Source organism: Acidocella sp. MX-AZ03 (assembly GCF_027626035.1).
GTDB lineage: Bacteria > Pseudomonadota > Alphaproteobacteria > Acetobacterales > Acetobacteraceae > Acidocella > Acidocella facilis.
Genome location: NZ_CP110774.1, coordinates 2,736,698 through 2,749,532 on the forward strand (window position 1 = coordinate 2,736,698; position 12,835 = coordinate 2,749,532).

Sequence of the window (12,835 nt, forward strand, 5' to 3'; positions counted from 1 at the left end):
CCCGCCAGTTCCAGACGGGGAAACAGTCAAACATGGGTCAAATCTCAGTGGAAAAATCCGGCCTTCCAGGGTCAGATCTCAGCGGAAATCAACATTTCAGAAGCTTCGCCGAAGGCCTCTCCCCCCTGGCCATAGCCAAGCAGCTGAATCAGGCAGCCATCCCAGGTCCAGAAGGGCGTCCCTGGCTGGATACGACTATCCGTGGCCATGCCACACGCGGCACGGGAATTTTAAGGAACGAACTCTATATCGGGCGCATGGTCTGGAACCGTATGCGTTATCTGAAAGACCCAGCTACCGGTAAACGCGTTTCGCGCATGAACCCCAAAGAAGAATGGTCGACGATGGAGGTGCCGAGCTTGAGGATCGTAGACCAAGAGCTATGGGACCAGGTCCAAGGCCGCCTAGCAAATATCCGCGATGCTTCCGGTGCCAATAAGCCCGATCGGCCCAAATTCTGGGAGAAGCGGCGCGCGAAGCATCTCCTGACCAACAAAGTGTTTTGCGCCTGTTGCGGCCATGTCCTGAGCGCCTTTGGCGGCGATTACCTCGCATGCGGCCCGGCCCGTCGGCGCGGCACTTGCTCCAACAGGACCAGCCTCAAGCGGGCCCGATTGGAGAGTGCTGTCATTGAGGCGCTCCGGCACAATCTAATGGATCCAGAGGCTGTCGGTGCCTTCGTGACTGAGTTCACCGCCGAGTGGAATCGTCTGGCTGCCGAGAGCAATGCCAACCGTGTTCAGGAGCAAAACCGCCTTAACGTGATCCAGCGCAAGCTCGATAAAATGTAACCGATGCGAGTCCGCCACCTCGCGGCGCGGTTTGATTTACTGGACAGTATGCCCCTGAATTTGTGTGGGGCGATATTGTGGATAATGACGGTCCTAAAGCCAGACATCAGCACAGTCATGAGGACAATGGCTACCATCGTGTTGAGCTGATCACCGGGCGGCGTCGGCGGCGGGATTGGACGCGGGAGGAGAAGGCGGAGATTCTTGCCGCGAGTGCTGCGCCTGGTGCCGTGGTTACGCAGGTTGCGCGCCGTTATGGGGTGAGCCGGGGCTTACTTTGGACATGGCGTCGCCAGGCGATGAATGATTTGGCGATGGCGGGGGATTTTGTTCCGTTGCGCATTGTGGATGATGTGGCTGGTTGCCCTATGGCTGAACCGGCTGGACCGCCCTCGGCCCGGGATCAAGCCGTGGGATCGATTGAGATAGAGATCGGGCGTACCCGGATCCGGGTGGAAGGCGCGGTTGACCAGGCTGTTTTGCGGCAGGTGCTTGGTCTGATCGGGCCAGCCCGATGATCCTGGGCATTCCGGCCCGGCCGGGGTTAAGGGTGATGGTGGCGTCCAAGCCGGTCGACTTTCGTAAAGGCATGGATGGTCTTGTTGCCCTGGTGGCGCAAGTTTTGGCGGCCGATCCATTTGCGGGCGATGTCTTCGTGTTCCGGGCCAAGCGCGCGGACCGGCTTAAACTGCTGCTTTGGGATGGCACGGGGCTTTGCCTGGTGACCAAACGATTGGAGGCAGGCGGATTTACCTGGCCGCCGGTGCAGGACGGGGCCGTCACACTGAGCCCCGCGCAGATACGCCTGCTGTTTGCTGGCATGGATTGGACGCAGATTGCAGCACGCTCTCCGGCGCTGGTGAGGCCCTCGATCCCGGCGGAAAATTCGCAGAAATTGCTGTAATTTGCTGGCGGCACAGCGGGCCTGTTTGGTAGCTTGCGTGCATGTCGGATGACCAACATTCCCCGCATGATCCAGCGCATCTGCTGGCATTGAATACAGCCCTGCGGGCGGAGAACGAGAACCTCCGGGCCGTTGTGGCGGCTTTGAAGCGGGCCTTGTTTGGTGCACGATCCGAGAAACAAGTTGAGCCCGAGGCCCAGTTACCGCTCGCTTTGGATGACCTTTCCGGCACGCCGGTGGAACTCGCCAAACCGCCAACGCCGGCGAACGCAAACCGGCCGCCGCAGCGAAAGGCGGCGCGCAATATTGGCGGGCTGCCGGTGCATCTGCCGCGGGTGGACATCACGATCGAGCCGGAGCGCAAGGCTTGCCCTTGCTGTCAGGGCAAGCTGCATGTGATCGGCGAGGATGTCAGCGAAATGCTCGACGTGGTTCCGGCAGTGTTACGCGTAAAACGCATTCACCGGCCGCGCTATGGCTGCCGCTCTTGTGAAGGGGCAGTGGTGCAGGCCAAGGCGCCGCCGCGACCGGTCGATGGCGGGCTGCCGACCCCGGCGCTGCTCGTGCATGTGGCGGTGATGAAATTCGCCTGGCACATGCCGCTGAACCGGCAGGCGCAGATGCTGGCCGGCCAGGGGATCATGCTCGACCGCTCGACTTTGGTGCATTGGGTCGCCCGGCTGGCTTGGTGGTGCAAGCCATTGCATGAATTGCTGAGCGCCATCGTTTTGAGCGCGCCAAAACTATTCTGCGATGACACGCCCTTGCCGGTTCAGGATCGCACCCGCAAACGAACGCGCATCGCAAGGATCTGGGCCTATGCGATCGATGACCGCCCCTGGGGCGGAGCACTGCCGCCGGCGGTGGTGTATTTATATGCAGAGGATCGCAAAGGTCAGCATGTCGAGGAACATCTCGCGGGCAAAGCTTGCGTGCTGCAGGTTGACGGCTATGCCGGATATAATCGGTTGACCCGGCGCGGCCGTGCCGGCGGCCCTGTGACGCTGGCTTTTTGCCTGGCACATGCACGGCGAAAGTTTTTTGAGGTGCATAAGGCAACGGATTGTCCGGTCGCCGCCGAAGCGTTGCTGCGCATTGCTGAAATCTACCGCATCGAGAAGCGTATCCGCGGCACCAGCCCCGAAGCACGCGTGGCCGTGCGCCAGGCGGAAACCCTGCCGCTGTTCGAGACGTTCAAGCCTTGGCTGCTCGACAGGCTGGCGGAAACTTCGGCCAAATCCACGCTGGCCAAGGCGATCCGCTACACGCTGGGTCATTGGGCCGGGCTGTGCGTGTTCCTGAACGATGGCCGGGTGGAGGTGGACAGCAACATCGTTGAGCGCAGCATCAGGCCCATTGCCTTGGGCAGAAAAAATTCTCTCTTCGCCGGCAGCGCCGGCGGCGGTGAGAGCTGGGCGATATTGGCCTCTCTCATCAACACGGCAAAATTGCACGATCTCGATCCGCAGACCTATCTCACCGATGTGCTGGAGCGGATGGTCTCGGGCACGACGAAGGCAAATGCGTTGGGCGAATTATTGCCGTGGAACTGGAAGGCGGCGCAGACCCAAAAGGCCATTGCGGCATGAGGCAGGCTGGCACCCGAACCGCGCAGGCTGACAGTGCGATGGATATGGAAATGCTCGACGCCTGGCTGGAGAAACAGAACCGCGTCATCGATGGCGTCTCGATGCTCGACGGCTATCTCGCCGCCATTGTCGTTGGTCCCTCCTCGATCTCCCCAGATGAATGGTTCTTTGATCTGCTTGGACCCAAGGGCAATATCGCCACCGCGCATAGCAAAACACTCAAGGCCATTATGGCGATCGTCGCCAGGCATAACGCCATCAGCGAAACCCTCTCGACCGCGCCACAAACATACGCACCAATCTTCCAACGCACCGACGCCGGCGTCGTATTCGCCGGACCATGGTGCCTGGGATTTGCCCATGCCATGAAGCTGCGATGGAGCGCCTGGGCGCCGCTGCGCGAGGCACGCGGTATCGAATGCGGCCTCATGTTACCGATCATGCTCTATTGTGCCGACCAGATCGGCGCGCCAATCAACCCACCGCCAAACGGCATCAATACAAAAGACTACCTCAAAACCGCCTACCACGACATCCCGCTCGTTATCCCCGCAATCAGAGAATTCTGGATGCCACAGCGCGTCGCCGAAGCCTCACGGTAGATCACAGCATAGCCCGTGGGGGGCTCACATCGGTTACGATAAAATCGTCGAGGCCATCATGGATGGGTTCCGCAGCGACGAGCTTAAACAGCAATTGGACGATCTTTCCCAACAGAAGGCGTCGTTGCAGGAGCGCCTCGCCGCCCCAGCAGCACCAGCGCCTGCGATCCACCCGAACCTGGCTGGGCTGTATCGGCAACGGGTTGCCGCATTACACACCGAACTCGCTGCGGCCAACGGCAGCAATAACGCTTCCCTGGAAGCCATGCGCGATCTGATTGAGCGGATAGAGGTCGGTCCAGCTCCCAAAGATGGCGAGCCGCAAATCATCCTGACCGGCGCACTGGCCTCGATGGTTCGTCTCGGCCTACCTCCCACCCCAACAAAAACAACGCCCTCTGCGCGTAGCACTGAGGGCGTTCCTGACTTGTTCATGAGTTCGGTATTGGTGGTTGCGGGACCTGGATTTGAACCAGGGACCTTCAGGTTATGAGCCTGACGAGCTACCGGGCTGCTCCACCCCGCGTCACCGAGTAAAAAACCGCCCTTGGTGTCCCTTGGGCGGTTTTTTTATTTTTGTATTGATAGGCTGGAAGACCTGGCGGCGACCTACTCTCCCGTGCCTTAAGACACAGTACCATTGGCGCTGGGGATTTTCACGTCCGAGTTCGGGATGGGATCGGGTGTAGGCTCCCCGCCAGAGCCACCAGGTCGTCCAGCCTATCAATATATGCTGTCTGGTTGAGGTTTTGGTGTGTGTGATCTCGTTTGCTTTTCATATCAGCGTATCGTCCGGATGGATGATTGCTGCTTATGGGGTTGGTGAGACGATGTTGAACTCTATCGGGTGATTAGTACCGGTTAGCTTCGCACATTACTGCGCTTCCACACCCGGCCTATTAACGTGGTGGTCTACCACGACCCTCAGGGAGGCCTAGTTTTGAGGTAAGTTTCCCGCTTAGATGCTTTCAGCGGTTATCTTTTCCGTACTTAGCTACCCGGCTATGCCGCTGGCGCGACAACCGGTACACCAGAGGTACGTCCATCCCGGTCCTCTCGTACTAGGGACAGATCCTCTCAAGCCTCCAACACCCACGGCAGATAGGGACCGAACTGTCTCACGACGTTCTAAACCCAGCTCACGTACCACTTTAATCGGCGAACAGCCGAACCCTTGGGACCTGCTCCAGCCCCAGGATGTGATGAGCCGACATCGAGGTGCCAAACCTCCCCGTCGATGTGGACTCTTGGGGGAGATCAGCCTGTTATCCCTAGAGTACCTTTTATCCGTTGAGCGATGGCCCTTCCATGCGGAACCACCGGATCACTATGGCCGACTTTCGTCTCTGCTCGAGCTGTCACTCTCGCAGTCAGGCGGGCTTATGCCATTGCACTCAACAGCCGATGTCCGACCGGCTTGAGCCCACCATCGCGCGCCTCCGTTACTTTTTGGGAGGCGACCGCCCCAGTCAAACTGCCCACCATGCAGGGTCCCGATCCCGGATAACGGGATTCGGTTAGATATCAGAAGAGTTCAGGGCGGTATTTCAAGGTTGGCTCCACCGAAGCTAGCGCCTCGGGTTCAATGCCTCCCGCCTATCCTACACAGCACTCTCCTAATACCACTGCAAAGTTGCAGTAAAGGTTCATAGGGTCTTTCCGTCTGACCGCGGGTACCCCGCATCTTCACGGGGAATTCAATTTCGCTGAGCCTACGCTGGAGACAGTGGGGAAGTCGTTACGCCATTCGTGCAGGTCGGAACTTACCCGACAAGGAATTTCGCTACCTTAGGACCGTTATAGTTACGGCCGCCGTTTACCGGGGCTTCAATTCAGTGCTTGCACACCTCCTCTTAACCTTCCGGCACCGGGCAGGCGTCAGACCGTATACGTCGTCTCTCGACTTCGCACAGCCCTGTGTTTTTACTAAACAGTCGCTACCCCCTCTTTTGTGCCACCCAATCATGGTTGCCCACAATTGGGTCTCGCTTATCCCGAAGTTACGCGAGTAATTTGCCTAGTTCCTTCAGCATAGTTCTCTCAAGCGCCTTGGTATACTCTACCAGTCCACCTGTGTCGGTTTAGGGTACGGTCTATATGCTAGAGCTATTTCCTGGAATGCTTAAAAAGCCAGATCAATCCAATAAGACCTGACAACATCTCGCATTCGTCACTTCTAGCAGGCACAGGAATATTCACCTGTTTCCCATCGACTACGGCTTTCGCCCTCGCCTTAGGAGCCGGCTCACCCTGCGCGGATTAACCTTGCGCAGGAACCCTTGGACTTACGGCGACAGTGTTTCTCACACTGTTTGTCGCTACTCATGTCAGCATTCGCACTTCTGATACCTCCAGGACCGGTCACCCGTATCCCTTCGCAGGCCTACAGAACGCTCCGCTACCGCGTGATAAATCACGCCCACAGCTTCGGTATATGGCTTGAGCCCCGTTACATTTTCGGCGCAGGATTTCTATTAGACCAGTGAGCTATTACGCTTTCTTTAAAGGATGGCTGCTTCTAAGCCAACCTCCTGGTTGTTTTGGAATTCCCACATCCTTTCCCACTTAGCCATAATTTGGGGACCTTAGCTGGTGGTCTGGGCTGTTTCCCTCTCGACGATGGACCTTAGCACCCACCGTCTGTCTGCCGTACAAGTCTCCTGGGTATTCGGAGTTTGGTTAGGTTTGGTAAGTCTTTGGGACCCCCTAGCCCATCCAGTGCTCTACCCCCCAGGGCATACATACGACGATCTACCTCAATAGATTTCGCGGAGAACCAGCTATCTCCAAGTTTGATTGGCCTTTCACCCCTAGCCACAGCTCATCCCCGACTTTTTCAACAGGCGTGGGTTCGGCCCTCCAGTGGGTGTTACCCCACCTTCAGCCTGGCCATGGCTAGATCACTTGGTTTCGGGTCTTCTGCCCGCGACTGAATGCCCTATTCAGACTCGCTTTCGCTGCGCCTACGTCTAACGACTTAAGCTTGCCGCGAACAGAAACTCGCTGACCCATTATACAAAAGGTACGCCGTCACACCAAAAGGTGCTCCGACTGCTTGTAGGCATCCGGTTTCAGGTCTATTTCACTCCCCTTGTCGGGGTGCTTTTCACCTTTCCCTCACGGTACTTGTTCACTATCGGTCACCAGGGAGTATTTAGGCTTGGAGGATGGTCCCCCCATGTTCAGACAGGGTTTCACGTGCCCCGCCTTACTCAAGTCCTCAAATGTTGTCTTCGCATACGGGGCTATCACCCATATTGCCGGACTTTCCAGACCGTTCTGCTAACGTCATTTGAGGCACTGGCCTGCTCCGCGTTCGCTCGCCACTACTAGCGGAATCTCAATTGATGTCTTTTCCTCCAGGTACTGAGATGTTTCAGTTCCCCGGGTTTGCCTCTCTACCCTATGTATTCAGATAGAGATCTCCTTGCGGAGGGGTTTCCCCATTCGGATATCTTTGGATCAAAACCTGCTCGCGGTTCCCCAAAGCTTTACGCAGCGTGCCACGTCCTTCATCGCCTCCTGGTGCCAAGGCATCCACCGAATGCCCTTTTGTCGTTCAATTCGTTCTCACCACACGTCATCGCATTGAACACACAATAACGCGCTACCCACCATAAACAGGAACCATCCATCGGCGTTCCGGCTCACCCTCCGCTCTTTCAGCTCCACCGCTAGGTACGGCAAAAACCAAAATCGCTTCATCGAGCAAACCCAACGTCCAACAGCGTTTGACTGTTAGGCAGATGAGATCACACATGCACTGAACACTCGAACCATCTTGTGTCTCGCTTCCGGCTTTCACCGTCCACGGGTCAGACAACCCAACACAAGAAGCCCGGACCGATCCTCAAGGCCAAAGCCCCAAAAACCAATGCGCGCATCCAGATGCACCAAAACCTATTCACCATGACAAAGAACAAATTCGTTCCCGACATTGCAGCTGGGAACAAACATCCAAGCCTCTTCGCCTTGACCTTTTCAGGAACAAGGTAAATCAGCTCGAAACTCGTGCTTACCTGTAACAGACATCCGCGCAAGGCCACTCAAGGCCCTACACCCAAAACCAACCAAAATCTGGTGGAGATGGACGGAATCGAACCGACGACCCCCTGCTTGCAAAGCAGGTGCTCTACCAATTGAGCTACATCCCCAGCAAGTTAAACTGGCCTGGCCGATTCAGACTTCGCAGCAAGCTGCTTCGTCATCGGCAGGCATGGCATCCTCACGAACACCACCACCAATCATGGTGGGCCAGGGAGGACTTGAACCTCCGACCCCACGCTTATCAAGCGTGTGCTCTAACCAACTGAGCTACTAGCCCGAGATCTAAAGTCCGCATCGGTTGATATCGACCCAAAGGCCGACATCGCCGCTGTTACAGGAAAGGGATACGTTGATGGCGCTTCATGACAACATCCGGACAGGATGTGTTGCCTAGATCATCCGATCCAGGTCTTTTTTTCAGGAAAATCCCAAATCAGTCAGCCAAAGCCAACCAATGCTCAGGATCATATCCTTGAAAGGAGGTGATCCAGCCGCAGGTTCCCCTACGGCTACCTTGTTACGACTTCACCCCAGTCTCTGACCCGACCGTGGTAGGCTACCTCCTTGCGGTTAGCGCACCTACTTAAGGTCAAACCAAATCCCATGGTGTGACGGGCGGTGTGTACAAGGCCCGGGAACGTATTCACCGTGGCATGCTGATCCACGATTACTAGCGATTCCACCTTCATGTACTCGAGTTGCAGAGTACAATCTGAACTGAGATGGCTTTTAGAGATCAGCACGGTATCACTACCTAGCTTCCCACTGTCACCACCATTGTAGCACGTGTGTAGCCCAGGACATAAGGGCCATGAGGACTTGACGTCATCCCCACCTTCCTCCGGCTTGTCACCGGCAGTTCCTCTAGAGTGCCCAACTAAATGATGGCAACTAAAGGCAAGGGTTGCGCTCGTTGCGGGACTTAACCCAACATCTCACGACACGAGCTGACGACAGCCATGCAGCACCTGTGCGGAAGGTCCCTTGCGGGAAAAGTACATCTCTGTACCGGTCCTCCCCATGTCAAATCCTGGTAAGGTTCTGCGCGTTGCTTCGAATTAAACCACATGCTCCACCGCTTGTGCGGGCCCCCGTCAATTCCTTTGAGTTTCAACCTTGCGGCCGTACTCCCCAGGCGGTGTGCTTATCGCGTTAGCTACGACACTGAGAAACTAAGTTCCCCAACATCCAGCACACATCGTTTACAGCGTGGACTACCAGGGTATCTAATCCTGTTTGCTCCCCACGCTTTCGCGCCTCAGCGTCAGTTAAGGACCAGGTTGCCGCCTTCGCCACCGGTGTTCTTTCCAATATCTACGAATTTCACCTCTACACTGGAAATTCCACAACCCTCTTCCTCACTCTAGCTTGCACGTATCAAAAGCAGTCCCCAGGTTGAGCCCAGGAATTTCACTTCTGACTGTACATGCCGCCTACGCGCCCTTTACGCCCAGTCATTCCGAGCAACGCTAGCCCCCTTCGTATTACCGCGGCTGCTGGCACGAAGTTAGCCGGGGCTTATTCTGCAGGTACCGTCATCATCGTCCCTGCCAAAAGTGCTTTACAATCCGAAGACCTTCTTCACACACGCGGCATTGCTGGATCAGGCTTGCGCCCATTGTCCAATATTCCCCACTGCTGCCTCCCGTAGGAGTTTGGGCCGTGTCTCAGTCCCAATGTGGCTGATCATCCTCTCAGACCAGCTACTGATCGTCGCCTTGGTAGGCCTTTACCCCACCAACAAGCTAATCAGACGCAGGCTCCTCCCAAGGCGACTTGCGCCTTTGACCCTCAGGTATCATGCGGTATTAGCAGCAGTTTCCCGCTGTTGTCCCCCACCCTGGGATAGATTCCTACGTGTTACTCACCCGTCCGCCGCTGCCATTGCTGACCGCGCGACTTGCATGTGTTAAGCATGCCGCCAGCGTTCGCTCTGAGCCAGGATCAAACTCTCAAGTTCATCCTACCCAGCGCCTAACCGGCACTAAATATAAATGAAAAAAGCCCTGCTCAAACATGTCGTCTCTCAGTCAAAGACCAAGAATATTCGAAGCGTTTCTGTACGTAATTTCAAAAGAAATACTCCAGCCACGCTTCCATAACGACAGAGGCAAAAACAGAAACTTAATCCCGCCCCTCATATCATCACCCAGATGAACCAAATCACCCAGCAGAGATCAGTAAACCAATCCCCAGAAACGCCACCAGCGTATCCCTTCCCAGCCTATGCAATTGTCAAAGAGCTAGATCAAAAACAACGCGGCGGAGTTTATCCCGCCGCGAAGGCATCCAATCTAACCGCTCAAGTTCCGAAGATCAAGTCTGCAGACCGCAGCGGTGGACGGGCTTCTATTCCACCCTTCGAAGGCCGTCAACTCGACCAGGCAAAGTTTTTCAAGAAAATTGAATATTTGTTCTAATATATTGATTTAATTGAATTTTATCTGAACTTCTCATGCCGGACGGCATTTCCAGCCCTGATACCATTCGACGAAGCGGGGGATCCCCTCATCCAACCGGGTGGTGGGCACGTAGCCGCAAAGCGCGTTCAGGGCGGAGATATCCGCGCAGGTTTCAACCGGGTCCGCCGCCGGTTTTGGCTGGCTGACCGTGATCGCCTCCCGGCCGAGATGGGTTTCCAGCAGGGCCACCAGGTCACGCACATATTCGGCGCGGTGATTGCCGATGTTGAAAACGCGGTGGCGCTGCTCACCGGCCGGCGGGTGATCGAACACCCCCATGATCCCGGTGATGATGTCGTCGATATAGGTGAAATCCCGCTTCAGGGCGCCTTCATCATAGAGGGTGATGGGCCGTCCGGCGATGATCGCCTCGGCGAAGCCGAAATAGGCCATGTCCGGCCGGCCCCAGGGGCCATAGACGGTGAAGAAGCGCAAGCCGGTCTGCTTCAGCCCGAAGAGATGGGTATAGGAGGCGCTCATCAGCTCGTCGGCGCGCTTTGTCGCGGCATAGAGGGAGGAGGGCTGGTCGGCACGCTCGCACTCGGAATAGGGCAGGGTGGAGCCGGTTCCGTACACGGAGGACGAGCTGGCATAGATGAGATGCTTCACGCTACTCGTCCGCCGGGCCAGCTCCAGGATGGAGAGATGCCCGGTGAGGTTGGCGGAGGCGTAGGCGAACGGGTTTTCCAGCGAGTAGCGCACCCCGGCCTGGGCGGCGACATGGAAGATGACCTCCACCCCGTCGCCCAGCTTCAGCAGGGCGTCATGGTCGGCGATGTCCAGCTGGTGGAAGCTGAAACCCTGGCCCAGCCGCGCCAGCCGGGCCTGTTTCAGCCTTATGTCATAATAGGGGTTGAGATCGTCCACCCCGACCACATCGATGCCGCGGCCCAGCAGCTTCTCGCAGATATGGAAACCGATGAAGCCCGCCGCACCGGTGACCAGCGCTTTCATTGGCGCACCAGCCGGTCTTCCATCAATGTCAGGATCGCATGGCCGAGGGCAATGTGACATTCCTGGATGCGCGCCGTCTCGGTATCCGGCACCACGATCGCCAGATCGCACAAGGGCAGGGCAGGGCCGCCATCACCGCCGAGCAGGCCAACTGAGATGATGCCCATCTCCTTGGCCTTTTTGACGGCGCCCAGCACATTCGCGGATTTGCCCGAGGTGGTGATGCCGAACAGCACGTCGCCGGCGCGGCCCAGCCCTTCCAGCGGGCGGGAGAACATTTCATCGATGCCGAAATCGTTCACCGCCGCCGTCACCGCCGAGGTGTCGAGGGCGAGCGTAATCGCCGGCCAGCTGGCACGCGGCACCGCGCCGCGCAGGCGGATCACCAGCTCGGTTGCCAGATGCTGGGCGTCCGCCGCCGAGCCGCCATTGCCGCAGAAGATCAGCTTGCCGCCCTGGCGCAGCGCCCGCTCGCACGCATCCACAATCGCCAGCACCGGCTCGGCTTGCTCGGCCAAAGCCAGTTTCAGCTCGGCACCCCGGCGCAGCATGGCGGCATATCGGGCTTTTTCGTCGGTCTGCATGGGCCAGAGTCACTCCACGATGTCGGTGCGGGGTTTATACGCCAGCCCGTAAAAAGCTTACAGCCGCCCGGCGTACCGGGCGGCTGCAACAAGACACTTCAAAAGCGGCGGAAGATCAGTGCGCGGTCCAGCCGCCATCGATGGAGATCGGCGTGCCGGTGATGGTGGCAGCACCATCGGAGGCCAGGAATACCGCCAGCGCGCCGATTTCCTCCGGGGTGGAGAATTTCAGCATCGGCTGGGTTTCCTGCAGCATCTTCTTCTTCTCGGTATCGACATCGGTGCCGGCATCCTTGGCGCGGTCCTCAAGCTGCTTCTGCACCAGCGGGGTCAGCACCCAGCCCGGGCAGATGGCGTTGACGGTGATGCCGTCATTGGCCGTCTCGATCGCGGCGACCTTGGTGGCGCCGACAACACCATGCTTCGCGGCCACATACGCCACCTTGTGCGGGCTGGCGACCAAGCCGTGGGCGGACGCGATGTTGATGATGCGGCCCCATTTCTTCGCCTTCATCCCGGGATGGCGGCCTTCATGCCGTAGAACACCGCGGAGAGATTGATGGCGATGATGGCGTCCCATTTCGCCTCGGGGAAATCCTCCACCGGGGCTGTGAACTGGATGCCGGCATTGTTCACCAGAATATCCAGGCTGCCCAGCTCGTCCTGGGTCTTCTTGACGATCGCGGCGACCTGGTCCGGCTTGCTGAGATCCGCACCGTCATAACCGACCTTCACGGAAAATTCTTTTTCCAGATCCTGGCGCAGCTTTTCGATCTCACCTGCATCGCCGAAACCATTCAGCATGATGTCCGCACCCTCGGCGGCCAGCGCCCGGGCGATGCCGAGGCCGATGCCGCTGGTGGAGCCGGTGACCAGGGCAACTTTATCTTTGAGAGCCATTT

General features: G+C 57.6%; 8 protein-coding genes, 3 tRNA genes, 3 rRNA genes and 1 pseudogene. 6 read left to right on the plus strand and 9 right to left on the minus strand.

Annotated elements, in window-relative coordinates:
• Positions 1-32 precede the first annotated feature (32 nt).
• The 5 genes from GT370_RS15130 (at position 33) to GT370_RS15150 (ending at position 3,886) form a co-directional block, all read left to right on the plus strand.
• A complete protein-coding gene (locus tag GT370_RS15130) occupies positions 33-791 on the plus strand; it encodes a recombinase family protein (protein WP_270183332.1) in 759 nt (252 codons plus the stop codon).
• A 77-nt stretch (positions 792-868) separates the two neighbouring features.
• Positions 869-1,309, plus strand: coding sequence for an IS66-like element accessory protein TnpA (tnpA, locus tag GT370_RS15135; protein ID WP_083878915.1), 441 nt, complete (start codon positions 869-871; stop codon positions 1,307-1,309).
• Positions 1,306-1,695 (plus strand): IS66 family insertion sequence element accessory protein TnpB, encoded by a 390-nt coding sequence (gene tnpB, locus GT370_RS15140; protein ID WP_144052888.1) that lies wholly within the window; start codon positions 1,306-1,308, stop codon positions 1,693-1,695. The genes tnpA and tnpB overlap by 4 nt, the downstream gene beginning before the upstream one ends.
• A 41-nt stretch (positions 1,696-1,736) precedes the next feature.
• Positions 1,737-3,284, plus strand: a complete 1,548-nt coding sequence (tnpC, locus tag GT370_RS15145) for an IS66 family transposase (RefSeq protein ID WP_008495811.1) — start codon at positions 1,737-1,739, stop codon at positions 3,282-3,284.
• Positions 3,239-3,886: a UPF0149 family protein gene (locus GT370_RS15150; protein ID WP_144052887.1), complete on the plus strand. Its 648-nt coding sequence runs from the start codon at positions 3,239-3,241 to the stop codon at positions 3,884-3,886. The genes tnpC and GT370_RS15150 overlap by 46 nt, the downstream gene beginning before the upstream one ends.
• 449 nt (positions 3,887-4,335) lie before the next feature.
• Here GT370_RS15150 and GT370_RS15155 read toward each other — a convergent pair.
• The 6 genes from GT370_RS15155 to GT370_RS15180 form a co-directional block, all read right to left on the minus strand.
• Positions 4,336-4,412: transfer RNA gene (locus GT370_RS15155), tRNA-Met, on the minus strand.
• Between the two features lie 70 nt (positions 4,413-4,482).
• A 5S ribosomal RNA gene (gene rrf / locus GT370_RS15160) occupies positions 4,483-4,597 on the minus strand.
• A 119-nt stretch (positions 4,598-4,716) separates the two neighbouring features.
• A 23S ribosomal RNA gene (locus GT370_RS15165) occupies positions 4,717-7,450 on the minus strand.
• A gap of 514 nt (positions 7,451-7,964) precedes the next feature.
• Positions 7,965-8,040, minus strand: a tRNA-Ala gene (locus GT370_RS15170).
• A 93-nt stretch (positions 8,041-8,133) separates the two neighbouring features.
• Positions 8,134-8,210: transfer RNA gene (locus GT370_RS15175), tRNA-Ile, on the minus strand.
• A gap of 198 nt (positions 8,211-8,408) precedes the next feature.
• Positions 8,409-9,893, minus strand: a 16S ribosomal RNA gene (locus GT370_RS15180).
• Together the 16S, 23S and 5S rRNA genes with 3 tRNA genes alongside form the textbook arrangement of a ribosomal RNA operon.
• 193 nt (positions 9,894-10,086) lie before the next feature.
• Between GT370_RS15180 and GT370_RS15185 the strand changes: the two genes are divergently transcribed.
• The gene (locus GT370_RS15185) at positions 10,087-10,353 is read left to right on the plus strand and encodes a hypothetical protein (RefSeq protein WP_270183333.1); all 267 of its coding nucleotides are present in this window, start codon (positions 10,087-10,089) and stop codon (positions 10,351-10,353) included.
• A gap of 33 nt (positions 10,354-10,386) precedes the next feature.
• Here the strand turns inward: GT370_RS15185 and GT370_RS15190 are convergent, their stop codons facing one another.
• The 3 genes and pseudogenes from GT370_RS15190 to GT370_RS15200 all read right to left on the minus strand — a co-directional run bounded on the left by GT370_RS15190 (position 10,387) and on the right by GT370_RS15200 (position 12,833).
• Entirely contained in the window at positions 10,387-11,349 is a 963-nt protein-coding gene (locus tag GT370_RS15190; protein WP_008494692.1) for an NAD-dependent epimerase/dehydratase family protein, read from the minus strand.
• Positions 11,346-11,933, minus strand: coding sequence for a D-sedoheptulose-7-phosphate isomerase (locus GT370_RS15195; RefSeq protein ID WP_008494694.1), 588 nt, complete (start codon positions 11,931-11,933; stop codon positions 11,346-11,348). Before GT370_RS15195 ends, GT370_RS15190 begins: the two co-directional genes overlap by 4 nt.
• A 115-nt stretch (positions 11,934-12,048) precedes the next feature.
• Positions 12,049-12,833: pseudogene (locus GT370_RS15200) on the minus strand (3-hydroxybutyrate dehydrogenase).
• Positions 12,834-12,835 lie beyond the last annotated feature (2 nt).

Coding starts and splice junctions, on each gene's coding strand:
- tnpC (WP_008495811.1), top strand. CDS start 1,737: ATGTCGGATGACCAACATTCCCCGCATGATCCAGCGCATCTGCTGGCA.
- GT370_RS15195 (WP_008494694.1), bottom strand. CDS start 11,933: ATGCAGACCGACGAAAAAGCCCGATATGCCGCCATGCTGCGCCGGGGT.
- tnpB (WP_144052888.1), top strand. CDS start 1,306: ATGATCCTGGGCATTCCGGCCCGGCCGGGGTTAAGGGTGATGGTGGCG.
- GT370_RS15130 (WP_270183332.1), top strand. CDS start 33: ATGGGTCAAATCTCAGTGGAAAAATCCGGCCTTCCAGGGTCAGATCTC.
- GT370_RS15185 (WP_270183333.1), top strand. CDS start 10,087: ATGAACCAAATCACCCAGCAGAGATCAGTAAACCAATCCCCAGAAACG.
- GT370_RS15190 (WP_008494692.1), bottom strand. CDS start 11,349: ATGAAAGCGCTGGTCACCGGTGCGGCGGGCTTCATCGGTTTCCATATC.